The organism is Pseudomonas sp. PGPR40, assembly GCF_022014505.1.
Lineage (GTDB): Bacteria > Pseudomonadota > Gammaproteobacteria > Pseudomonadales > Pseudomonadaceae > Aquipseudomonas.
Genome location: NZ_JAKLSP010000005.1, coordinates 139,817 through 162,166 on the forward strand (window position 1 = coordinate 139,817; position 22,350 = coordinate 162,166).

The following is a 22,350-nucleotide window of genomic DNA, read 5'->3' on the forward strand; positions in this document are numbered from 1 at the left end:
CTTAAAGTAAAAAGCGAGAGAGCGCGACAAGCGCACTCCCCCGCCAAAACTCATCAGCTATTACTGAAGCAGTTTCAGTACAGCGGATGGCAGTTGGTTGGCCTGGGCCAGAACTGCGGTGGACGCTTGTTGCAGAGTTTGTTGCTTGGTCAGCTGTGCAGTTTCAGCAGCGAAGTCGGTATCTTGTACGCGACCCAGTGCAGCACTGGCGTTTTCGTTGATGTTCTGCAGGTTGGAGATGGTGCTGGTCAGACGGTTTTGTGCAGCACCGAGGTCAGCACGAGAGGTGTTGATCGTTTTCAGCGCAGCGTCAATTGCATCGACGGCGGCCGCGAAACTGGCCTGAATTTGAGTGTCATCGCCGGTGATAGCGATGGCGCCGCTATCAACAGACAGGGTGGTAGCCGTGAGATCTCCAAGTGTAATAGTGATCTGGTTTTCAGTACCGGTGTTCGAACCCACTTGGAACGTCATGACGTTGGCTGCTGTTTTCAGCAGATCCTTGCCGTTAAGTTGGGTGCTGTTGGCGATACGTGTCAGCTCATCAGACATCTGAGCAAACTCAGTATTAAGAGCGACACGGTCGTCAATGCTGTTGCTGCTGTTACGGGCCTGGACAGCCAGTTCACGCATACGCTGCAGAATGTTGGTCTGCTCCTGCATCGCGCCTTCAGCGGTCTGGGCAATGGAGATACCGTCGTTGGCGTTTTTGATCGCCATGGTCTGACCACGGATCTGCGAAGTCATACGGGTAGCGATCTGCAGGCCGGCGGCGTCGTCTTTTGCACTGTTGATTTTCAGGCCGGAAGACAGGCGACTCATCGAAGTGGACAGAGCATCGGAAGCCTTGTTCAGGTTCTTCTGTACGTTCAACGATGTAACGTTAGTGTTTACTGTTAAAGCCATGACGAATTCCTCGTTGGTTGGGTACTGCGGCTTCCGGCCCTGGCAACCGCCGGGTATGGCCTAGAGAACCTTCGTAATAGTTATCGTCGTGTTTGCAACTTGCTTTAGGAGATTTTCAAAAAAAATTGCCATCACGTTGCCACCCCCTGCAATTCAAGGGTTTGGCAACGTGAGAGCAGCGAAAAAAATGACGTCAGGGAAATGTCGGTGATGGAGCGGGGAGAATTCGCCTGCCCGGCAAAAAAGAAATTGTTTAAATGGACAGACTGTCGCGCACCAGTTCTGTCAGCCTGAAACCTGGCCTCGCGAGTGCGGTCATGACGACTGGTCGTCGTTGCGCTCAAAGAGCCTCGCTTTTCATTCGGGCACAAAAAAGCGCTCAAGGTTTATACCTTGAACGCTTTTTTTACCCGGCTTTAGAGGTTCAAGGGCGATAGATGATCGCCGAACCCCAAGACAAACCAACACCGAAACCGCTGAGTGCCACACGCTTCCACTTGGAATCGAGCACATGTTTTTCCAGCAGCAACGGAATGCTCGACGACACGGTATTGCCGGTCTCGACCATGTCTTTGATGAATTTCTCGGGCTCGCCCTCGAAGCGCCGCGCCACGGCGTCAACAATCGCTGCGCTGCCCTGGTGAATGCAGAAGGCATCGATGTCGTCTGCCGTCAGGCTCGAGTCTGCGAGCAGCTCATGCAAATGCGCCGGGACTTTCAGCAGCGCGAAGTTGAACACCTGACGGCCATTCATGAAGAACACCCCGTCGGAAACCTTCAGGTGCGGCGCGCCGGAGCCGTCGGTGCCGAACTTGGCTTTGCCCAACTGCCATGGTGCGTCTTCGCCCATCCAGGTGGCGGTGGCGGCATCGCCAAAAAGCATGGTGGTATTGCGGTCTTCCGGGTCGACGATCTTGGAGTACGGATCGGCGGTCACCAGCAAGCCATTCTTCAGGCCCGCGGCTTCCATGAAACCCTTGATGGCGTAGATGCCGTAGACGTAGCCGGAGCAGCCCAGGGAAATATCGAACGCGGCCACGGTGGTCGGCAGGCCCAGTTTGTCCTGAACGATCGCGGCGGTGTGCGGCAGGCCTTCTTCGTCACCGTTCTGGGTGACGACGATCAGCACATCGATGGCTTCACGCGTCAATTCGGGATTGTTGTCGAACAGTGCATTGACTGCTTCGACACACAGATCCGACGTTTCCTGACCGGCATCTTTACGCGGCAGGAAGGCCGAACCGATCTTGCCCAGGATGAATTCTTCATCCTTTTCGAATTTTGCACCTTGTGCGTAATTGTCCACGCCGGCTACAGGAACGTAGCTCGCAATGCTCTTTATGCCAATCATTACGGCTTCCCAATAATAAACAGCCCAATACCACCACTCGCAAGGATTCGAGGGGCGCCGACAAACAACGAATAACGTCGCCCTCAAGGGGCCGACAGCGGGAAGAATAAAAGGCCACCACTGGGCTAAACACAGTCCAGGCGCCATCTCCCCTTTTTATACAATACAGTGAAGATGCGCGTTATGACTCGCAGGTCACGCTATTTTGCCGAATCAGCCCCGCAAGCGGTTATTCGACCAACGACCAATCCAGCGGCGTTCCGCGCTTGATGGCCTGTCGGGCGTGGCGGCCCAGAAGGGTTTCAGTGTGTTTGGGGGCCAGGGCGGGTGGCCCGTAGATTGGCGACGCTGAAGGGTTCATCGGCGGCCATGTCCTGAGTGATATACAGCGACCGACGGTACCCCAGGGACTTGCGCCCGGCTTCGGTCACGCCGTCATGCACCTGGCCCATGGCCTGCCAGGCGCACGCGGCTTCGTGGCTTATGCGAGCAACTGCGCCCAGTTCACACGGGTCGGCTCGCTGAGTATAAAGCCCTTGCCGGTCAAGGCCAGGTTCTGGTTATAGGCCGGGTCCTGTTCGAAGCGGGCCTGCCATTTGTCACGCAGGGCGGCACGAGCCTGAGTTGCTTCAGGCAGTACGCCCGGGTGCAGCAATTGCGCTTGTGGCGTCCAGACAACGAGGTAACCGGCGTCAGCGACTTTCAGGCACAGATCGACATCAGCGAAGGCCTCGTCAAAATGCTCTTCGTCCAGGCCGCCGACCGCTTCATACAAATCCTTGCGAATCATCAGGCAGGCACCGGACACCGCCGAGTAGTTCTGCTCCACTTGGTGGCCATTCAGGTAGCCCTTGGCGTCCTTGCGTTCGCCGACAAAGACCGAGCCGATATCGCCATTCAAACCGAGGACCAATCCGGCCTGGGTGGTGACGCCTTGAGTGTCGACCAATTTGGCACCCACGATGCCGACTTCCGGACGCTGAGCCTGGTTGAGCATGGCGTCGAGCCAATTGGCATTGAACACCTGGGCTTCGGTCGACAGCAGCACCAGGTATTCGCCCTTGGCCTGCGCGCTTGCAACGTTGTACAACGCTGAATCGCTCAGGCGCTGGCCGGTGCGCAGCACACGAATGCGTTCGCCTTTGCCTTCCAGACTGCTCAGCCATTCGGCCAGTTCTGGCGATTGGCTGTGGCTGTCGACAATCAGCACTTCGTGGCGCTGGTAGCGGGTGCGTTGCAGTACGCTGACCAATGCACCTTGCAAGTGTTCCAGGTTGTCCTGACTCTGGAGGATGATCGACACCATCGGTCGCTGAGCATGCTGATAGTCAATCTGCCAGGTCTGCGGCAGCGTCGAACTGACCTGACCACGATACCCACGATTAGCCAAGTGACGGGTCAAGACTTGACGTTCCTGAGCATTTTCTTCAGCAGCTGGCGCGTTGCAGATCAACAAGGGTTCGGCCAGGTGCGCCAGGCCAGCGAGGCCGCCATCTTCGATCAGACGCAGCAACAGGTCGAACTCCAGAGCCTGGCTGTACTCGGTCGAGTAACCTTTGGCTTGAGCCAATACATCGCGCTGGATAAGCCAGTGACGCGCCATTAGCGACGGCACCGTTTGCAGCAGATCGAGGTTAACCCCGGGACGGAATACATCCACCAGAGCACCGCTGGCCTGACGCTGGATTTCGTCCATCGCCACCGCACGCACACCCTCGGCGCCGATCAGCTCAAGGCTGGCGCGCAGCAAACCGCTTGGGGTGAACTGGTCACCGGCCTCGGCCAGCAACTGCCAGTCGGCCATGGACTGGGCGACGATTTGATTGATGCGATCCACGTAGTTGGCGGTGGTGACTTTGACGAAGTGCACAGTGTCGCGCACGGACGTGGTCGCCGGTAAGTCGCCCGTGGTGAAGACCACCACTTTGAAGGCCCTGCAGTGGCCGTTGACCAGGCTGTCGAAGGTCGCCTGCAACTTGAACATGTCCGCATCCAGGTCCAGCAGCAGAATGCCGAACTGCGGGCCGCCATTGTGACTGGCCAGATGTTGGGAGATCGCTGAAAGTTGAGCGGTATCGGGATTGCGCGCCTCGACCCAATCGAGCAAACGCCCGGACGGCATGCTCTGAAGCAATGTGCGGTCATCTTGTCCCGGTACCGAATCCAGACGCTCGGCCCATGCTTGAAGCTTGAGCTTCTCGTCCTGTTCCTCGGTGCCTTCGAGCGATTCAACCAGACGCTTGACCACCGACCGGTTGAACCGGTTAAGACTCAATGCCTCCCACAAACGGGCACGGAGGGTGCGCTCGTTGTCATTAGGCTGAACTCGCATCAGCTCGTGTTGCTTGAGCAGGATGCCTTCGAGTTCCTGCAATTGCAGACGACCGGCCGGCATGGCGTGCAACAGAAATTCGAATTCGGTCAGCAGGTCGAACATCGGTTTGTTGTAGAACGGCATTTCGACGAACTGCTCGGGGCCGAACGAGCGAACCGGCTCTAGCCCCGCCTCGATCCAGGCCGAACGGAAAATTATGGTGCCTTTCAGCGAGCGACCTTCGAGCAGGCAGTCGGCCATGGCGGTAAAACTGTCCAGAACCATCTGTTTGACCCGTGCTGGATCGCTGTCGCTGAACTGCGCCGGAATCGAGGCCAGGAATTGCGCAAACTGCTCGCGTTCGGCGACAGTTTTCGCATCTTTGTACGTCAGCACGGTCAACACGTTGGTGTTGTGGTCAGAACCGCCATAGTTCGCCTCACGCACAGCGTAGGGAATCGGCAGGATCCGCGCCTTGGCACACGCCAGCAGGTAGAACGCGTGGCCGATTTCCTGCCACTCGAAACTGGTGCCGGCTGGCAACAAGCTGTACCACTGCTGCAGCAGGTCGGTGCGGGTCACCGCATAGAACGGCGGCAGGAACTGGCCCATGAATTCCATGACCCGATCTTCGGGCTGTTGCGAGTTGTAATCCTCTTGCACTCTTTTGTCGCGGCGGTAGTAGTTCACTTCAGTGGCACGGGCGAGATACATCATCCCGTAGCCATGACACAGGCCGTAGTCAGGGTTGGCCTCAAGAAACTCCACCGACTCAGTCAGTGCGTGATGCAACAGAAAATCGTCATCGGCGGCAAACACCATGTACGGCGTGGTGACCTGATTGACGCCGTAAGTGAGTTTTTCCTGGAGCCCCTTGTAGGTGTACTGCGGCAAGTGGCGATAGTCGACCGACGGGAAATCCCGGGCCACGTGTTCATCGCCCTGCGCGGACGAGTCCAGAACCAGAACCGTGCAGGGATAGCTGCTGTAGTACTGCAAGGTGCGCCGCAGAAACGCGTTCCGGTTGTGGGAAATCACCACCACCGTGAACCGCTCGTTCAGCGGTGCAACGTTGTTTTGAGCACTGTTTTGAACCTGCATCTTCCTATCCCCACAATCGGCCAATCGCCAAGAACCTGAAACCACTTTTGATTAACGAACGCGACGCAGGTAACCATCCGGCGCCACGGTGATCAGCAGCTTGTTTTGCAGTTGCCGATCGATTTCGAAGTTCTGGTTTTCTTCCAGGTATTTCCACACCGCGGTCTTCGGGTTGTCGCCCGGGCCCCATGGGCGATCCGGGAAGAAATCGGCCGGCATGTCTTCGACCACGGTGTCCATGACCACGCAGTAGCTGTCCACCGAAACCAGTGGTGCGTAGAGGCGCAGCTCTTCGAGCACGTGATCGTGGGTGTGGTTGGAATCCAGCACCAGAATGACTTTCTTGCCTTCGGCAATGGCACGCACTTGCGCGGCAATCGCCGGATCGATGCTCGAACCTTCGATCATCGAAATGCGCTTGATCATCGGGTGGCTTTCGATGGCTGCGCGGTTGTGCGCACGAATGTCGAGGTCGATGCCCAGCACTTCACCATGGCCTTGCAGCTCCAGCAGCGAGGCGTAGTAAATGATCGAGCCGCCGTGGGCGATGCCGCATTCGATCACCAGATCCGGTTTGACCTGCCAGATGATTTCCTGCATCGCCATCATGTCTTGGGGCAACTGGATGATCGGACGGCCCATCCACGAAAAGTGGTAGCTGTATTTGTGTTTGGCCGATTCGTTGAAGAAATCCCGGGCCAGACCGGTGAGCTTCTGGTTGTCACCCTGCTGGGCGATCTGTTCCTGGCATTCGGCTTCGAAGGCTTTATTGATGCTGTTGTCGGTCATTTTAGAATCTCAAAAGTCACTGGAACGAAGCACTGTCGACGGCGTGATAGACGTAGCGCCCACCGGTCATCCGCTTGATTTCTTCGAGGTAGTTGGAATTCATCACAAACAGATTGGCGCCTTCGGGCAAGGCGTCCATGGCCTCTTGCGGCGAGGACACCCGCACACCGCTCAGGGGTAGATAACGGCCCTGTTTGGCCGGGTTGATATCCACCACACGATCCACCACCACCCCGGCTCGTTGCAGGAACAGCGAATAAATCACGCCTTTGGACGAGGCGCCCCAGATCGCTGAACCTTGCTCGGGTGCCGTCTGAATAATCTGCGCCGCGCGGTCCAGGCTGGCGGTGAAATGTTCCGACAGCGTCAGCAACGACGGTGCCTCGGCCGGCGTACGGCGCAACGTCGACAGATCCGCAACGATGTACAGGTACTGACCACCGAAAAGGTGCCCCGCCTCGTGCACCGTTCCGAACATTGCGCGCAGATCCGCAAGGCGGAAGTAATTCACATGTTCGTAGAAAACATCGAACCAGGCGTTGTGCTCGACAATCCAGTCGAAGCACGGCACTTCGATGTAAATCTGACCGCCATGGTTCGCACTGGCAATTTCAGCCAGGAAACTCACCGGATCGCTGATATGTTCCAGCACGTGCCGCAGGACGATCGCTTCGGCGGCCAGCCCCAGTTCCCGGGTGAAGGGGGCCTTGATCACTTCGGTATTGTCCCCTTCATAGGAAGGGTCGATCCCGGTGATGGCATAGCCGAGTCCCCGAAGCATCTCCAGGAAGTAGCCTTTGCCACAGCCGACTTCTATCAGGCTTTTACCCTTGAAATGATGCGCCAGGATCGCTTCGACATCATTCAAGTGCTGCTGAAATTGCACCGAATGGGCCTGTTCGCTTTGATAGTCGACGTCGTAGCTGAGTTTACTGGCGTCAAATGCCTGGTTGAAGATCAGCCCGTTCTGGCTGTCCTGCACCAGCACAATATCCGCGCTGCCCGAAGCTTGCGCTTGTTCGGCATTGGCGAAAGTGCGGTTCTGCAGAACCGGCAGCCCGATCGCTCGATAGAGTTCACGCTGCATGCTCTTCTCCCATCAGTTGCGAAATCCGCTGGGCAACGCCCCAAAACGCCATGGGCTCATGGGCGGAGTAACCGTAGTGCCCAAGATTCAGGACGATGGAGGATTGACGCTGGCGCACACGCTGCTCAACCAGCGCCCGCACGGACACCGGTTGGCCGCTGCAACAGTTGATCACGCCATTGACATCGCGCCAGGCAATGAGTGATGCGAGCTGGGAGGCGGCCTGCCTGACTTCCAGGTAGTCGCGCAACTGGTCGCCCGTCGACATATTGAACTGCGTATCGCCGGCGTCGATGGCCCGGTCGAGACTGGCTAACAGGCTGTTGGGGTTCTGTCCCTCGCCATACAGATAGAACAGCCGTGCCCACTGCAATGTGAACGCACGCTCACGCTGCAAGGCTTCGAGGAACAGGCGCAACGTGTGCTTGGCCAAGCCATAAGGGGTGCAGGGCTGTGCGACCACCGTCTCACTTAACGGGCCACTTTGCAGCCCATACTCAAAACAGGTTCCAGTGACTAGCACCTGGCTGACACCGGCCTCGATCACCCGCTTGAGAAACGCATAATCCAGTGGCAGGTTCCGCTCGAAATGGAACAGCGCCTGGTAGTTCGGCAGGCCGGTCCATGCCAGATGCGCAATGGCATCCATGCCATCGGCCAGGTTTTCCACGTCCAGATCCGGTGCGTGGATATCAGCGGCGACAAACTCCACTTCATCGAACCACGGCATGGCGTGCGCGGCTTCGATATTTCGAGAAACCGCACGAACCTTGAAGCCTTTGGCGAGCAAGGCGCTGATCAGATGCTGGCCGACAAAACCGGTGGCACCAGTGACCAGCACTGTCATGGCGTGCCCTGTCACAGTTCGACTCCGCTGAAGTCTTTGTCCAGCAGAGGATGGCATGCATCTTTGGCCGACAAGTTCTTGACGGGTAACGGCCAGGGTATCGACAACGCAGGGTCCATGACCGACAGACCCGCTTCATGATTCGGAGCGTAGTCCGCATCCGTCAGATAGAGCACTTCCGAGTCGTCGGACAGGGATTGAAACCCATGAGCAAAACCCGCCGGGATAAGCAAACTGCGCCCATCGTCGGCCCGCAGCTCTTCGGCGTGCCACTGCAAATACGTAGGGGACTGCGGCCGTAGATCGACCACCACATCCCATACCGCACCACGTACGCAGGTAATCAGCTTGGACTCTGCATAGCCGGCTTTCTGATAATGCAGGCCACGCACACTGCCCTTTTCGACCGTACGCGAATGGTTGATCTGACGGATGGCAAACGGGCGGCCCTGCGACGTCAGACGGGTCTGGCAAAACAGCCGGGCAAACCGACCTCGATCATCGCAGAACACTTTTTGCCGGATCAGATACAACCCCTCCAGCTCCAGGGCCTGGAGCGTGAAATCAGTCATGACCGTTCCCTGTAGAGATTCAATTGATTCAAGGTCATCGTGCGCATGTCGTCACCGTTCTGCCACGCCAGGTGCCAATCGAGGGTCTGGGTCAGACACTGCTGCAACGACCAGCGCGGTTGCCAGGCCAACAGTTGACGGGCGCGGCTGCTGTCCAGGCGCAACAGGCCGGCTTCGTGCAAATCACTCGGTTCGATGCGCAATCCACGCGCTTGCGGCCAGCGGTTGGCGAGCAATTCGACCACTTCGCCGACACTGCACATGTCCGCTTCGCTCGGGCCAAAATTCCACGCACCGGCAAACTCCGGACCTTTTTCATGGAGGCCTGCAGCGAGTTGCAGGTAACCGGCCAGAGGTTCCAGGGCGTGTTGCCAGGGGCGCACGGCTTGCGGGTAGCGCAAGGTCACCGGCTCATCCGCCGACCAGGCCTTGAGTACATCGGGAATCAGCCGTTCAGGCGCGAAGTCGCCACCGCCCAGTACATTGCCGGCTCGGGCAGTGGCCAACGCCAGGCCGTGCTCGGCATACTTTTCGGCGGGGAAAAACGACGCGGCATAAGACTGGGCCAGCAACTCGCAGCAAGCCTTGCTGCTGCTGTACGGATCGTGACCACCGAGCGCTTCATCTTCGCGGTAGGGCCACAGCCATTCCTTGTTGGCGTAGACCTTGTCGGTGGTCACCAGCACGCAGGCACGCACGCCACCGACCTGGCGGATCGCTTCAAGCAGATTGAGGGTGCCCATGACGTTGCTGGAGTAAGTCCCCAGCGGGTCGCGATAGCCTTCGCGCACCAGCGGTTGGGCCGCCAGGTGCAGGACGATTTCCGGTTGGGTTTCGGCGATCAGTTCCAGCAAGGCGCCCAGATCACGCAGGTCACCGCGCTGATCATTGATGCCTTCGTGCACCCGCGCCAGCTCGAACAGGCTTGGCTCGGTGGACGGGTCGAGGGCAAAACCGCTGACCTCGGCACCGAGGCTTTGTAGCCACAGCGTCAACCAGCTGCCCTTGAACCCGGTGTGGCCGGTCAACAGAACGCGCTTGCCGCGCCAGAACTCCGGGCTCAGTCCCATTGCTTCCATGGGGCCTCCCCGCTCTGCCACAGTGCTTCGAGATGGTTTTTGTCGCGCAGGGTATCCATCGGCTGCCAGAAGCCCGAGTGCTCGAAGGCACGCAATTGCTCAATTGCGGCCAGACGCATCAGCGGCTCCGCCTCCCAACTGGTCGTATCACCCGCGATGTAGGGCAGTACCTGCGGTGATAGAACAAAAAACCCACCATTGATCCAGCCGCCATCGCCACGTGGCTTTTCCGTGAACCCCATTACCTGGTCGCCAATGCGTTGCAGGGCGCCATAACGACCTGGCGGTTGCACGGCGGTGACGGTGGCCAACTTGCCGTGGGCCTCATGGAAATCAAGCAGCGCACTGATGTCGACGTCGCAGACGCCATCGCCATAGGTGAAGCAAAAGGCTTTTTCGTCTTTCAGATAGGGCGCCGCCCGCAACAGACGGCCACCGGTCATGGTTTCCTCGCCGGTGTCGATGAGGGTGACGCTCCACGGCTCGCTGTAGTTCTGATGAACATCCATGCGGTTATTGCGCATGTCGAAGGTGACGTCAGAGGTGTGCAGGAAGTAGTTGGCGAAGAAGTCCTTGATCGCATAGCCCTTGTAGCCAAGGCAGATCACGAAGTCATGAATTCCGTGGGCGGAGTACTGTTTCATGATGTGCCAAAGAATTGGCTTGCCACCGATCTCGATCATCGGCTTGGGCTTGAGGTGCGACTCTTCGCTGATGCGCGTGCCCAGGCCACCCGCCAGAATTACTGCCTTCATCACTGTCCTCTTTTTTGCACGGCGGGGCAGCCCCCTCAAGGGTCGGCGACCGTCAGATGCACATCATTTACCCGCAGCCACTGGGCCACTCACGCCCATCGGGGTGAAGGTTTTATGGCGATATAGGGAGGGCTTGCAGGAAGTGAGCCAATTGCGCAGGACAAAAAAATCGCGCGACACCGACCTCGTAGGAGCCCGGCTTGCCGGCGAAGGCGTTTTCATCGGCGCTGCATGACATGAGGCTGTTATCGCTGCATGGGTATCTACACATCTCTTGGGCTATAGAGATTTACTGCCGGGGCTTGGTGTTTTTGGAGTACATATCCGTTTCTGCGGTCACGGCCGCTGGCGGTTTCGCTTTTACAGCGAGTCACTTGGAAAAGCCCCAAGTAACCAAGGGCTCTTGCCCCGCCATTCGGTGCCTCGCCTAGGCTCGGCATACCCTCTCTCCGGCATTGCTCCGGGGGCCCGCCGCGATCGGCCATCCATGGCCGTGCGCGGCTACCGCGGCATCCTTGCCGCGGTGCCCCCTGCGCAACGCCTGCGTTCGGCCTCTGGGAAAAGGGGCAAGCAGATCAAGATCAAAAGCCAAAGCAACGGCAACGGCAACGGCAACGGCAACGGCAAGATCAACAGCTTCGCGGGCAAGCCTCGCTCCTACAGGGATCGGCGTACGGCTTTCGCTTCTCACCACTCGACAGGCCGAGCGTTAGCTCGCCTGCAGCTCTTGATCTTGATGCTCCGCCCCATCGAGAGGCCGAGTGGAGGTTCTGCGCAGTGGGCAACCCGGCATGGATGCCGGGTTAGCCGCGCACGGCCAGGGATGGCCGATCGCGGCGGGCCCACGGAGCAGGACCGGAGCGAGGGCATGCCGAGCCTTAGCGAGGCACCGAACGACAGGGGCAAGAGCCCTTGGTTACTTGGGGCTTTTCCAAGTGACCCGCCGTAAGGGCGGAACCCTAGGTGGCCGTTACCGCAGAAATGGATATGTACACCATCAAAACCGGTTTACCAGTTATTCAAACAAAGCGTCGAGCGCCTGTTCAAGACGCGTCACGGCAATGATCTGCAACCCCGGCGGCGCCTCTTTCGGCGCGTTGCCCTTGGGTACGATCGCGCGTTTGAAGCCATGTTTGGCCGCCTCTTTCAAGCGTTCCTGGCCACTCGGCACCGGGCGCACTTCACCCGACAAGCCGACTTCACCGAACACCAGCAGATCATGGGGCAGAGGCCGGTTGCGTAAACTGGACATGACCGCCGCCATCAGCGCCAAGTCAGATGCTGTTTCCAGTACCTTCACTCCGCCAACCACGTTGAGGAACACATCCTGGTCGTGGGTCGGAATGCCGCCGTGGCGATGCAACACCGCCAACAACATGGCCAAGCGATTTTGATCCAGCCCGAGCGTTACCCGCCGCGGATTGGCCAGATGACTGTCATCCACCAACGCCTGGACTTCCACCAGCATCGGCCGAGTGCCTTCCCACGTTGCCATGACCACGCTGCCCGGGACTTCTTCCTGAGCGCGAGTCAGAAAAATCGCCGAAGGGTTGGAGACTTCCTTCAGGCCTTTGTCGGTCATACCGAACACGCCCAATTCATTCACCGCGCCGAAACGGTTTTTCACTGCCCGCAACAGACGCAAACGTCCATCGGATTCGCCTTCGAAATACAGAACGGTGTCGACCATGTGTTCCAGCACTCGAGGACCGGCCAGCGCGCCCTCTTTGGTGACATGGCCCACGAGGAAAATCGCCGTGCCGCTTTGTTTCGCATAACGCACCAGCAACGCCGCACTTTCGCGCACCTGGGAGACGCCGCCCGGAGCCGATTGCAGTTGCTCGGTGAAGATCGTCTGAATCGAGTCGATCACCATCACCTTGGGCTTTTCCTGCCGGGCGGTGGCGATGATGGTTTCGATGCAGGTTTCGGTCATCACCCGCAGTTGATCCTGAGGCAAGCCCAGTCGCCGGGCACGCATGGCCACTTGTTGCTGGGACTCTTCGCCGGTGACATACAGCGCCGGCATGCTTTTGGCGAGGTTGCACAAGGTTTGCAACAAAATGGTCGACTTGCCAATGCCGGGATCACCACCGATCAACACCACCGAGCCATCCACCAGGCCGCCGCCGAGAACGCGATCCAGCTCGCTGGACGCCGTGGAGAAACGTGGAATCTCTTCGACGCTGACTTCGGCCAGGGTCTTGATCTGCGCCTGCTGGCCGGTCCAACCGGTGCGACCACTGGGGGCTGCGGCGCCGCCGCTCTCCACCATGGTTTCGGTCAGCGTATTCCAGGCCCCGCATTCGCCGCACTGGCCGGCCCACTTGGGGAAGGTTGAACCGCACTCGGTGCAGCCGTACATGCGCTTGGCCTTGGCCATCTGAACTCCCGGAAAAAACCGCGATGATAGCTCAGCTGGCGCGGATCAGCGCGGCGCGGCCGTGCGGATTTCACCACTGGCCAGACGCGTGGCACTGTTGCCCAGCGGATCTTCGGCGTTCATGTCCGCGCCTTTGGCCTTGAGTGCGTCGAGCAGCTCGATGCGTTTGAATAAGCCGGCGTACATCGCCGGATGTCTGTCCCGCGCCATTGCAATAAGCGATCTTCCGAAGGTTCGATACCCGGAACTAAATTGGCCGGGGCCATGGCCATTAGTTCAGTGTCCTGGAAAACATTCGCCGGATTACGGTTCAGCACCATTTGTCCAACTTTTCGTTGAGCAATACCGGGCCATATCTTGGTGGCGTCCAATGGATCGAAATTAAACTTGGACACGTCTTGTGGATTGACAACCTGGATGTACAAGTTTCACTTCGGAAACTCTCCTTTGTTGATATAAGTAAGCAAATCGTTAGTCATATGACTGTAGTCTTGAGCTTGAACACCCGTCACTTCTTCAGGGTCGATATTTTTTATCCCCTGCAAACTTTTCCAGTGAAACTTTACATAGTGAACATCACCTTTGGCGTTAACCAACTTATAGGCATGTACACCGTTGCCGTCCATTTCCCGGTAACTGGCCGGCGTGCCTGAATTGGAATACAGCTCGGTCAAGGTGCGAGTGGCTTCCGGAACATGGGAGAAGAAGTCGAAACGACGGGAATCGTCGTCAAGGTTGGTGTGCGGGTCCGGCTTGAAGGCGTGGACCATATCCGGAAACTCGGTCACGGTGAACGTGCCATGGGCGCCAGTGCCACGGGCATGCACCACGCGCTCGGGGATACCGAGCCGATAGCTAAAAGGCTCTGGAAATCCCGGTCTAGAGCGGGTAGACGCGGGCGACCGGTGGCACTTTGTAAACTAATTGCCGGAAGATGTGTCGATAGGAGCGAGCATCGTAAGGCGGTGTTTCGAGCAGGAGCCGTTTTGCTGCTTTACACTGCGTCCACCAACCTCATCTGTAACAAGGAAATAACCTATGGGCGTGATAAGTGAGTTCAAGGCCTTCGCGGTCAAAGGTAATGTGGTCGACATGGCCGTCGGTATCATCATCGGCGCGGCCTTCGGCAAAATCGTTTCGTCGTTTGTCGGCGACGTAGTGATGCCACCCATCGGCTTGCTGATCGGTGGGGTGGACTTCAGTGACCTGGCCGTTACGCTCAAGGCTGCCAATGGTGATGTGCCGGCGGTGGTGCTGGCATACGGTAAATTCATCCAGAGCCTGATCGACTTCATCATCGTCGCCTTCGCGATTTTCATGGGCGTCAAGGCTATCAACCGTCTGAAACGCGAAGAGGCCGTTGCGCCAACCCTGCCGCCGGTTCCGACCAAGGAAGAAGAGCTTCTGAGCGAGATCCGCGATCTGCTCAAGGCCCAGAACAACCGGCCCTGATGGCTGACTACCCCAGAAACGGCACCTTCAGGCTGACCGCTTTTCGTAGGAGTCAGCCTTCGGGCGCCGTTCGTTTACCAGTAGTTTTCCACTGCCACCTGGCCGGGTCGTCGACTGAGGCTCAGGTGCATGTCCCGTTGTTTGAGTAACTTGCGTGTATCGTCGATCATCTGTGGATTGCCGCAGAGCATCACCCGCGAATGCTCGGCCGTCAGCTCTACACCGGCCGTCTGCTCCAGTTCGCCACTCTCTATAAGCCTGGTGATCCGCCCGCTCAAAGCACCCGGATGCTGCTCGCGGGTGACAGTGGCGATGAACTGTAGCTTGTGCGCGTACTCAGCCAGATAATCGCGCTGCGCCAACCCCGCAATCAGCTCCTGGTACGCCAATTCCCGTGCTTCGCGCACGCTGTAGACCAGAATGATTCGTTCGAATGTCTCCCAAACCTCGAAGTCCTGCAGGATCGACAGAAACGGCGCCAACCCCGTGCCTGTGGATAACAACCAAAGGTCACGACCATCGACGAAGCGATCCAGTGTCAGATAACCGAAGGCCTGCCGGTCGACCAGCAGTGTATCGCCGACTTCCAGCCGACTCAGTTCACTGGTGAACTCCCCTCCCGGTACAACAATGGAGAAGAACTCCAGGAACTCGTCGTGGGGTGATGAAACCATCGAATAAGCCCGCCACACCGTACTGCCGTCTGCCTTGGTCACGCCCAGCCGGGCGAATTGCCCTGCGCGAAAACGAAATCCCGGATCCCTGGTGGTCCGCAGGGTAAACAGGTTTGGCGTCAATGGCTGGACATCCAGCAGCGTTTGGCGCGTGAATTTTTCTGCACTGACAGTCATGGGGCGCTCCATTCAACAGTTGGAGTCAGTGTCCCGCAAAGCAGGCGGCGTAAACACCGGTGATTTGTAATGGCTTTGTTCCCAGTTCCAATATAAATATTACAACGCCGTCATTTATCCTGTTTTTTGGTAAAACGCTTAAGAACCGGTGATGCAGTTAGCGGATTTTTCAAGAGCAAAAAAATCCAGCACATATGTAGGAATTCTCCTACACTCTTTGGCGTGCCGGATCCTGGATCCAACCAGCACCAACGAAAGTAAGTCCGCCCACGGAGTTACCCAATGAAAGTGTGGAAAGAATCACAATTAACTCAGCTTTCTTACGCTCAGAAAATAGAGACCGCCTATGAGATTGCTCTCAATCTCGTTAAAAATCTTGGATTCAATTTCTGCGCATTTTCAATAACATCCAACACAAAGGAGATGCACCGCCACACGATCAATCTGAATAACTACCCTATCGAGTGGAATACCAAATATGAACAAGAGCACTTCAGTGAAGTCGATCCGATACTAGCCCATTGCAATCATTGCGAATTACCGATTATTTGGCACGAGGAGGTCTTCTCAAAGGCGCCGACGCTGTGGCAAGCACAAAAACAGCAAGGTTTACGCTATGGCTGGTCGCAATCGGTTCATGATCAGAGTGGTCTTTGCAGCATGCTGAGCCTGGCCAGGAGCCACTGCCCGATTACTACGCATGATCTGTATAAGAATCTGGGCTATGCGATGTTCATTAGCCGTCACCTGCATGGGCTTGTCGCGAAAGAGCTGCCTGCTTTCTCTAAACCGGGCACAGCACATTTATCATCCCGTGAAATCGAGGTGCTGAAATATTCAGCCGACGGCAAGACGGCATGCGAGATCGCGATCATCCTCAACCTGAGTGAAAGCACGATCCAGTTCCATATACGCGGCGCCATTCGTAAACTCGGCGTCAACAACAAGATTGCCGCGGTGATCAAAGCAGCAAGAGCCGGCATCATCTGAATCTGTTTGAATCCGGTAATCCCTGCGAGTAATCCAGACGAAAAAACCGTACCATCTGCGATCCATCCTGAGTAATGCCGTTTGAAACTCCATGACGCAATCCATTCGGATGGTTCGCCCGCTACAAGCCCTTGAACGGCGGGCCACTCGTTGATTTTCCTCCGTTGACTACCAGAGCCCCGCCTCATGCCTCTGCTCGAAACCCCCTTCGCTCAACTCGATCTGATCCGCCAGCCAGAACAGCAGAACGAACCATTGCAAGCGTTTGATGCCGCCGACGAATACCTGCTCAATCATCTGGCAGAACAACAACCGGCAGCCGATACCCGAGTGCTGGTGCTCAACGACAGCTTCGGTGCTTTGGCCGCCAGCCTGGTGGGCAAGGTTCGAGTGACCAGCAGCGGCGATTCGTTTCTGGCCTTTCAGGGGTTGGAAAAAAACCTGATGCGCAACGGCCAGGCATTTGATGCGGTGTCAAAGGTGCCTGCCAGCGAAGCGTACGCCGGGCCGTTTGACCGGGTATTGATCCGGGTACCGAAAACCCTGGCCTTGCTGGAAGAGCAATTGATCCGGCTACAAGGACAACTGGCTCCCGGTGCTCAAGTGATTGCGGCCGCAATGGTGAAGCATTTGCCACGCGCTGCGGGCGATCTGCTGGAGCGTTACATCGGCCCGGTGCAAGCCTCGCTGGCCATGAAGAAGGCTCGGCTGCTGATTGCCACAGCCGAAGCCAAAGCCCCTGCCGTCTCCCCCTACCCGACCCGCTATCGACTCGACGCTCCTGCGATCGAACTGCTCAATCACGCCAATGTGTTCTGCCGCGAAGGGCTGGATATCGGCACACGGGCGTTTTTGCCGCACTTGCCGAAGAACCTCGGCACAGCGCGAGTCGCCGACCTGGGGTGTGGCAATGGCGTGCTGGCGATCGCCAGTGCCCTGCAAAACCCAGAGGCCCACTACACCTTGGTGGATGAGTCGTTCATGGCCGTGCAATCGGCCGCTGAAAACTGGCGCGCGGCGCTGGGTGATCGTGACGTGATCGTGCGGGCCGGTGATGGTCTGGCAGAGCAGGAACCTCAATCCCTGGACGTGGTGCTGTGCAATCCGCCATTTCACCAACAGCAAGTGGTCGGCGATTTCCTGGCCTGGCGGATGTTCCAGCAGGCGCGCGAAGCGTTGGTGGTGGGCGGCGCGCTGTACATCGTCGGTAACCGACATCTGGGTTATCACAGCAAGCTGGCGCGGTTGTTCCGCGGTGTCGAGCAAGTAGCCGCCACCCCCAAGTTCGTCATTCTCAAAGCCCGCAAATAAACCCCAAAAAAAACCCTCCAAAAGGAGGGTTGTAAATCCGTGCCGCAAGGCAACGGGATGGGAATTTCAGTGAGTGCTCAGGCCTGCGGCATTCATGAACATGCGCATCAACGTGGCCACGATGAACAGGGCCACGACGCTGCCAGTCCAGATCATCGCCAGCCAGCCGAGTCGCTGCCAGAGCGGCTTTTTCTCGGCAGCTTCGATTTCCTGCAAATCAGGTTTGCCCGCCATCATCGCTTTCTCCTCTGCAACGGCGCAGGTATCAATCCTGCGCCGTAGTCGTATGGGCTAGTGGTAACCATCTTCGTGGGTAACCTTGCCGCGGAACACGTAGTAGCTCCAGAAGGTGTAACCCAGGATGAACGGGATGATGAACAGCGTACCCACCAGCATGAAGCCCTGGCTTTGCGGCGGTGCGGCGGCGTCCCAGATCGAGATCGACGGCGGCACGATATTCGGCCACAGGCTGATACCCAGACCGCTGTAGCCGAGGAAGATCAACACCAGGGTCAGCAGGAACGGCGTGTAATGCGCATTGCGGGCCACCGCGCGAATCAGACCGTACAAGGTCACCAGCACCAGAATCGGCACCGGCAAGAACCAGAATAGATTCGGCAGGGAAAACCAGCGTGCAGCAATATCAGCGTGGGCCAACGGCGTCCAGATACTGACGATGCCAATCACCGCCAGCAATACGAACGCCAATGGCCGCGCCAGGTCATGCATTTGCTTCTGCAACTTGCCTTCGGTTTTCATGATCAGCCAGGTGCAACCGAGCAATGCATAAGCCACCACCAGCGCCGCACCGCAGAACATCGTGAACGGTGTCAGCCAGTCGAGTGAACCGCCGGCAAACTGACGATTGACCACCGGTAGCCCATCAATGAACGCACCCAACGCCACACCCTGGAAGAAGGTTGCGGCAATCGAGCCACCGATGAATGCCTTGTCCCAGAGATGGCGTTTTTCGTCTTTGGCCTTGAAGCGAAATTCGAAAGCCACACCGCGAAAAATCAATCCGATCAGCATGAAAATAAGCGGCAGATACAGCGCCGAGAGCACTACCGAATAGGCCAGCGGGAAGGCGCCGAACAATGCCGCGCCGCCCAATACCAGCCAGGTTTCGTTGCCGTCCCAGACCGGGGCGACGGTGTTCATCATGACGTCGCGGTCGCTCTTGCCCTTGATGAACGGGAAGAGAATCCCGATCCCCAGGTCAAAGCCGTCCATGACCACGTACATCATGATGCCGAAGATGATGATCACGGCCCAGATCAGCGGAAGATCAATACCCATGATTCAAATCTCCTTGTTCAGGCTGCGGCTGTATTCGCCTTCACCGTTGTCGTCGTCGGCTGCAGACAGCGGACGGGCCGGTGTGCGTTGCTGGCCAGGACCACCTTCGTTGGTTTCCTTGCCTTCGTCGATCTTCGGCCCTTTGCGCACCAGGCGCATCATGTAGCCCAGACCGGCACCGAACAGCGCGAAATACACCACAACGAACATGATCAGGGTGATGCTCATCTGCACGAAACTGTGCCCGGAGGACGCATCCGCCGTGCGCATCAAGCCGTAGACCACCCACGGCTGGCGGCCGATCTCGGTGGTGAACCAGCCGGCGAGAATCGCGACCAGGCCGGACGGGCCCATCCATAGCGCCAGGTACAGGAACGGACGCGAGGTATACAGCTTGTCGCGTTTGCGCAGCCACAGGCTCCACAAACCAGTGAAGATCATCAGCACGCCCAGGCCGACCATGATCCGGAACGACCAGAAGACGATGGTCGAATTCGGCCGGTCTTCAGGCGCAAATTCCTTGAGCGCTGGTACTTGCTTGTCCAGGGTATGGGTCAGGATCAGGCTGCCGAGGTACGGAATCTCCACGGCAAATCTGGTTTTCTCGGCTTTCATGTCCGGCCAGCCGAACAGGATCAGCGGGGTCGGTTCATCGCCGACGTTTTCCCAGTGGCCTTCGATTGCAGCGATTTTCGCCGGTTGATGCTTGAGCGTATTGACGCCGTGGAAGTCACCGATAACCGCCTGAATCGGCGCCACGATCAGTGCCATCCACATCGCCATCGAGAGCATCGTGCGGATCGCCGGGTTGTCCTTGCCGCGCAGTAAGTGCCAGGCCGCCGACGAACCGACGAAGAAAGCGGTCGCAACGAAGGCCGCCGTGGACATGTGCAACAGCCGGTAGGGGAACGACGGATTGAAAATAATCGCCAGCCAGTCTACTGGAATGACCTGGCCGTTGACGATTTCGTAGCCTTGCGGGGTCTGCATCCAGCTGTTGGAGGCCAGAATCCAGAAGGTGGAAATAAGGGTGCCGATGGCCACCATGACGGTAGCGAAGAAGTGCAGCTTGCGCCCGACCTTGTTCCAGCCAAACAGCATGACGCCCAGGAAACCGGCTTCGAGGAAGAACGCGGTGAGCACTTCATAGGTCAACAACGGCCCGGTCACCGAACCTGCGAAGTCCGAGAAACGGCTCCAGTTGGTGCCGAACTGATAGGCCATGACCAAACCGGAAACCACGCCCATGCCGAAGTTGACGGCAAATATCTTCGACCAGAAATGGTATAGATCGCGGTAAGTGTCGTTGTGCGTCTTCAGCCACAGGCCTTCGAGCACCGCCAGGTAACTCGCCAGGCCAATGGTGATGGCCGGGAACAGGATGTGAAACGAAATGGTGAATGCGAACTGAATCCGGGCGAGATCGAGTGCCTCCAAACCGAACATAAGTCTTCCTCTGTCAGGTAATACTGGCTGAAGGCTTGCGGCCTGCACCCACTGCCCCCACGGATATGGCGAATTCGGATTCGTTGTTTTTTTACCGTCATCACAACGTAGGGAATCTGGCCATCTGGCAACCGGATCATTTCCACGAAGGGTCTTGATCTGGATCAAGCAACGTTGAAAGAGTAGTCGCATTTTTACCGATGGACGGTGTGGTCTTTTGCCGCGTGACAGGTTGCCTCATGGGTTTGGCAACGACATGAAATGCATTTTTTGGGTGGGTGACTAACTGTGGCGAGGGGGCTTGCCCTAATAGTCAGTTAAGCGAAGGAACCGCTTTTCGTAGGAGCCAGGCTTGCCGGCGAAGGCACTCTTAAGGACGCCTTCGCCGGCAAGCCTGGCTCCTACAGGTCCGATTTACCCTTACTGACTGGTATTGGGGCAAGCCCCTCGCCACAGGGGGTTCGTACGTTCCATGGATCGGTGTCTAGCTAACTAAATCTTTCCGGCCTGCAACCTCTGGTTACAGGTCGGTGATAATCTCGCCCTTCCATCTCCCCAGACCTGCCTTCAGATGCCCAACCAAGCGCCCTTGCTGTTACGTCATCACCGTCCGTTTATCGCGTTCTGGCTGGCTCGGGTGTTTACCGCCAGCGGTTTTCAGATGCTCACGGTGGCCATCGGCTGGAATCTGTATCAACTGACTGGCAATGTGCTCGATCTGGGGTTGGTAGGTTTGGTGGAGTTTGCTCCGCGGGTGTTGTTCATGCTGCACACAGGGCATGTTGCGGACCGCTATGACCGGCGCAAGGTCGCGGCGATCTGTCAGTCCCTGCAAGCGCTGATCGCCCTGTCGCTGGTTATCGGCAGTGCAACCGACCATGTCACCCGGGAAATGATCTTCATCCTCGCGTTCCTGCTCGGTGCCGCCCGCTCCTTCGAAATGCCGACGACTCAGGCCTTGCTGCCGAGCATCGTGCCCAGCGCGTTGTTCCCCCGTGCCGTTGCCGCGGCGCAATCTGCGCAACAATCAGCAACCATCGTCGCCCCGGCACTGGGGGGTTTGCTCTACGCCTTCGGTAGCGTCTGGGTGTACGGCCCGACGGTGATCCTTTACCTCATCGCTTGTGCGCTGATGCTCAACCTGCCGGCGCGGCAGACACCACTGAACAAGGGCAAGGCCACCCTGGATTCGCTGCTGGCAGGCATCCGCTTCATTCGCAGTCGCCCGGACATTCTCGGGGCGATTTCTCTGGATCTGTTTGCCGTCCTGCTGGGTGGCGCGACTGCGCTGCTGCCGGTGTTCGCCAAAGATATTCTGCTGACCGGCCCGTGGGGTCTGGGCCTGCTGCGTTCGGCCCCGGCAGTGGGTGCACTACTGATGTCCCTGTTCCTGGCGCGATTTGCCGTGGAACGCAACGTCGGACGAGTCATGTTCACGGCCGTGGGTGTATTCGGCGTGGCGACCATCGCTTTCGGTCTGTCGACTTCGTTCTGGTTTTCCCTCGCCGTACTGGTGGTATTGGGCGCGGCAGACATGATCAGCATGGTGATCCGCGCCTCCTTCGTGCAACTGGAAACCCCCGACGAAATGCGCGGCCGGGTCAGCGCTGTGAATGGCTTGTTCATCGGCGCTTCGAATCAGCTTGGCGAGTTCGAATCCGGCCTGACGGCCCACTGGTTCGGCACGGTGCCGGCAGTGGTCATGGGCGGCATCGGCACGCTGATGGTGACCGGGGTCTGGATCAAATTGTTTCCGACTCTGGCCAACCGCGACCGCATGCATGTGCCGGTGGAAGAGGTCAGGGCCTGACGTTGTT

The 22,350-nt window shown here is 57.9% G+C and carries 18 protein-coding genes and 3 pseudogenes; 4 read left to right on the plus strand and 17 right to left on the minus strand.

Annotated elements, in window-relative coordinates:
* Positions 1 to 60: 60 nt before the first annotated feature.
* The 13 genes and pseudogenes from MEB48_RS06715 to MEB48_RS06775 all read right to left on the minus strand — a co-directional run.
* Positions 61 to 906 (minus strand): flagellin domain-containing protein, encoded by an 846-nt coding sequence (locus tag MEB48_RS06715; RefSeq protein WP_237883012.1) that lies wholly within the window; start codon positions 904 to 906, stop codon positions 61 to 63.
* Between the two features lie 424 nt (positions 907 to 1,330).
* Positions 1,331 to 2,257 (minus strand): ketoacyl-ACP synthase III, encoded by a 927-nt coding sequence (locus tag MEB48_RS06720; protein ID WP_237883014.1) that lies wholly within the window; start codon positions 2,255 to 2,257, stop codon positions 1,331 to 1,333.
* A 229-nt stretch (positions 2,258 to 2,486) separates the two neighbouring features.
* A pseudogene (locus MEB48_RS06725) lies at positions 2,487 to 2,772 on the minus strand (SAF domain-containing protein); the annotation flags it as partial.
* On the minus strand, positions 2,739 to 5,672 hold the full coding sequence (locus tag MEB48_RS06730) for a TIGR00180 family glycosyltransferase (RefSeq protein ID WP_237883015.1): 2,934 nt from the start codon (positions 5,670 to 5,672) through the stop codon (positions 2,739 to 2,741). The gene MEB48_RS06730 and the pseudogene MEB48_RS06725, both read right to left, overlap by 34 nt.
* Before the next feature lie 51 nt (positions 5,673 to 5,723).
* Positions 5,724 to 6,461: a cephalosporin hydroxylase family protein gene (locus MEB48_RS06735; protein ID WP_237883017.1), complete on the minus strand. Its 738-nt coding sequence runs from the start codon at positions 6,459 to 6,461 to the stop codon at positions 5,724 to 5,726.
* A 16-nt stretch (positions 6,462 to 6,477) separates the two neighbouring features.
* Positions 6,478 to 7,548 (minus strand): class I SAM-dependent methyltransferase, encoded by a 1,071-nt coding sequence (locus MEB48_RS06740; protein WP_237883019.1) that lies wholly within the window; start codon positions 7,546 to 7,548, stop codon positions 6,478 to 6,480.
* Positions 7,538 to 8,395, minus strand: coding sequence for an NAD-dependent epimerase/dehydratase family protein (locus MEB48_RS06745; protein WP_237883021.1), 858 nt, complete (start codon positions 8,393 to 8,395; stop codon positions 7,538 to 7,540). Before MEB48_RS06745 ends, MEB48_RS06740 begins: the two co-directional genes overlap by 11 nt.
* An 11-nt stretch (positions 8,396 to 8,406) precedes the next feature.
* Positions 8,407 to 8,967 (minus strand): dTDP-4-dehydrorhamnose 3,5-epimerase, encoded by a 561-nt coding sequence (rfbC, locus tag MEB48_RS06750; RefSeq protein WP_237883023.1) that lies wholly within the window; start codon positions 8,965 to 8,967, stop codon positions 8,407 to 8,409.
* Positions 8,964 to 10,046, minus strand: coding sequence for a CDP-glucose 4,6-dehydratase (gene rfbG, locus MEB48_RS06755; protein WP_237883025.1), 1,083 nt, complete (start codon positions 10,044 to 10,046; stop codon positions 8,964 to 8,966). The genes rfbC and rfbG overlap by 4 nt, the downstream gene beginning before the upstream one ends.
* Positions 10,028 to 10,801, minus strand: a complete 774-nt coding sequence (gene rfbF / locus MEB48_RS06760) for a glucose-1-phosphate cytidylyltransferase (protein WP_237883027.1) — start codon at positions 10,799 to 10,801, stop codon at positions 10,028 to 10,030. The genes rfbG and rfbF overlap by 19 nt, the downstream gene beginning before the upstream one ends.
* 1,015 nt (positions 10,802 to 11,816) lie before the next feature.
* Positions 11,817 to 13,184, minus strand: a complete 1,368-nt coding sequence (radA, locus tag MEB48_RS06765) for a DNA repair protein RadA (RefSeq protein ID WP_007937264.1) — start codon at positions 13,182 to 13,184, stop codon at positions 11,817 to 11,819.
* Positions 13,185 to 13,229: 45 nt separating this feature from the next.
* Positions 13,230 to 13,395 (minus strand): annotated as a pseudogene (locus MEB48_RS06770) (ankyrin repeat domain-containing protein); the annotation flags it as partial.
* Positions 13,388 to 14,026, minus strand: a pseudogene (locus MEB48_RS06775) (catalase); the annotation flags it as partial. The pseudogenes MEB48_RS06770 and MEB48_RS06775, both read right to left, overlap by 8 nt.
* A gap of 196 nt (positions 14,027 to 14,222) precedes the next feature.
* Between MEB48_RS06775 and mscL the strand changes: the two are divergent.
* Positions 14,223 to 14,636 (plus strand): large-conductance mechanosensitive channel protein MscL, encoded by a 414-nt coding sequence (mscL, locus tag MEB48_RS06780; RefSeq protein ID WP_237883028.1) that lies wholly within the window; start codon positions 14,223 to 14,225, stop codon positions 14,634 to 14,636.
* Positions 14,637 to 14,710: 74 nt separating this feature from the next.
* Here mscL and MEB48_RS06785 read toward each other — a convergent pair whose 3' ends face one another.
* Positions 14,711 to 15,487 (minus strand): ferredoxin--NADP reductase, encoded by a 777-nt coding sequence (locus MEB48_RS06785; RefSeq protein WP_237883030.1) that lies wholly within the window; start codon positions 15,485 to 15,487, stop codon positions 14,711 to 14,713.
* A gap of 282 nt (positions 15,488 to 15,769) precedes the next feature.
* Between MEB48_RS06785 and MEB48_RS06790 the strand changes: the two genes are divergently transcribed.
* Both MEB48_RS06790 and MEB48_RS06795 read left to right on the plus strand, forming a co-directional pair.
* On the plus strand, positions 15,770 to 16,477 hold the full coding sequence (locus tag MEB48_RS06790; RefSeq protein ID WP_237883032.1) for an autoinducer binding domain-containing protein: 708 nt from the start codon (positions 15,770 to 15,772) through the stop codon (positions 16,475 to 16,477).
* A gap of 186 nt (positions 16,478 to 16,663) precedes the next feature.
* Positions 16,664 to 17,788, plus strand: a complete 1,125-nt coding sequence (locus MEB48_RS06795; protein ID WP_237883034.1) for a methyltransferase — start codon at positions 16,664 to 16,666, stop codon at positions 17,786 to 17,788.
* Between the two features lie 66 nt (positions 17,789 to 17,854).
* Here MEB48_RS06795 and MEB48_RS06800 read toward each other — a convergent pair whose 3' ends face one another.
* From MEB48_RS06800 to MEB48_RS06810, 3 genes are read right to left on the minus strand one after another with little or no spacing between them, the layout of a single operon-like run.
* Entirely contained in the window at positions 17,855 to 18,022 is a 168-nt protein-coding gene (locus tag MEB48_RS06800; RefSeq protein ID WP_095054680.1) for a DUF2474 domain-containing protein, read from the minus strand.
* Between the two features lie 57 nt (positions 18,023 to 18,079).
* Entirely contained in the window at positions 18,080 to 19,087 is a 1,008-nt protein-coding gene (gene cydB / locus MEB48_RS06805; protein ID WP_237883036.1) for a cytochrome d ubiquinol oxidase subunit II, read from the minus strand.
* Between the two features lie 3 nt (positions 19,088 to 19,090).
* Entirely contained in the window at positions 19,091 to 20,533 is a 1,443-nt protein-coding gene (locus MEB48_RS06810; RefSeq protein WP_237883038.1) for a cytochrome ubiquinol oxidase subunit I, read from the minus strand.
* Positions 20,534 to 21,104: 571 nt separating this feature from the next.
* On the opposite strand from MEB48_RS06810, the gene MEB48_RS06815 reads away from it, so the two are divergent.
* The gene (locus MEB48_RS06815) at positions 21,105 to 22,343 is read left to right on the plus strand and encodes an MFS transporter (protein WP_237883040.1); all 1,239 of its coding nucleotides are present in this window, start codon (positions 21,105 to 21,107) and stop codon (positions 22,341 to 22,343) included.
* Positions 22,344 to 22,350 lie beyond the last annotated feature (7 nt).

What these genes read in the sequence shown, in the direction of transcription:
- MEB48_RS06715 (WP_237883012.1), bottom strand. Translation starts at nt 906, where the DNA reads ATGGCTTTAACAGTAAACACTAACGTTACATCGTTGAACGTACAGAAG.
- MEB48_RS06720 (WP_237883014.1), bottom strand. Translation starts at nt 2,257, where the DNA reads ATGATTGGCATAAAGAGCATTGCGAGCTACGTTCCTGTAGCCGGCGTG.
- MEB48_RS06730 (WP_237883015.1), bottom strand. Translation starts at nt 5,672, where the DNA reads ATGCAGGTTCAAAACAGTGCTCAAAACAACGTTGCACCGCTGAACGAG.
- MEB48_RS06735 (WP_237883017.1), bottom strand. Translation starts at nt 6,461, where the DNA reads ATGACCGACAACAGCATCAATAAAGCCTTCGAAGCCGAATGCCAGGAA.
- MEB48_RS06740 (WP_237883019.1), bottom strand. Translation starts at nt 7,548, where the DNA reads ATGCAGCGTGAACTCTATCGAGCGATCGGGCTGCCGGTTCTGCAGAAC.
- MEB48_RS06745 (WP_237883021.1), bottom strand. Translation starts at nt 8,395, where the DNA reads ATGACAGTGCTGGTCACTGGTGCCACCGGTTTTGTCGGCCAGCATCTG.
- rfbC (WP_237883023.1), bottom strand. Translation starts at nt 8,967, where the DNA reads ATGACTGATTTCACGCTCCAGGCCCTGGAGCTGGAGGGGTTGTATCTG.
- rfbG (WP_237883025.1), bottom strand. Translation starts at nt 10,046, where the DNA reads ATGGAAGCAATGGGACTGAGCCCGGAGTTCTGGCGCGGCAAGCGCGTT.
- rfbF (WP_237883027.1), bottom strand. Translation starts at nt 10,801, where the DNA reads ATGAAGGCAGTAATTCTGGCGGGTGGCCTGGGCACGCGCATCAGCGAA.
- radA (WP_007937264.1), bottom strand. Translation starts at nt 13,184, where the DNA reads ATGGCCAAGGCCAAGCGCATGTACGGCTGCACCGAGTGCGGTTCAACC.
- mscL (WP_237883028.1), top strand. Translation starts at nt 14,223, where the DNA reads ATGGGCGTGATAAGTGAGTTCAAGGCCTTCGCGGTCAAAGGTAATGTG.
- MEB48_RS06785 (WP_237883030.1), bottom strand. Translation starts at nt 15,487, where the DNA reads ATGACTGTCAGTGCAGAAAAATTCACGCGCCAAACGCTGCTGGATGTC.
- MEB48_RS06790 (WP_237883032.1), top strand. Translation starts at nt 15,770, where the DNA reads ATGAAAGTGTGGAAAGAATCACAATTAACTCAGCTTTCTTACGCTCAG.
- MEB48_RS06795 (WP_237883034.1), top strand. Translation starts at nt 16,664, where the DNA reads ATGCCTCTGCTCGAAACCCCCTTCGCTCAACTCGATCTGATCCGCCAG.
- MEB48_RS06800 (WP_095054680.1), bottom strand. Translation starts at nt 18,022, where the DNA reads ATGGCGGGCAAACCTGATTTGCAGGAAATCGAAGCTGCCGAGAAAAAG.
- cydB (WP_237883036.1), bottom strand. Translation starts at nt 19,087, where the DNA reads ATGGGTATTGATCTTCCGCTGATCTGGGCCGTGATCATCATCTTCGGC.
- MEB48_RS06810 (WP_237883038.1), bottom strand. Translation starts at nt 20,533, where the DNA reads ATGTTCGGTTTGGAGGCACTCGATCTCGCCCGGATTCAGTTCGCATTC.
- MEB48_RS06815 (WP_237883040.1), top strand. Translation starts at nt 21,105, where the DNA reads ATGCCCAACCAAGCGCCCTTGCTGTTACGTCATCACCGTCCGTTTATC.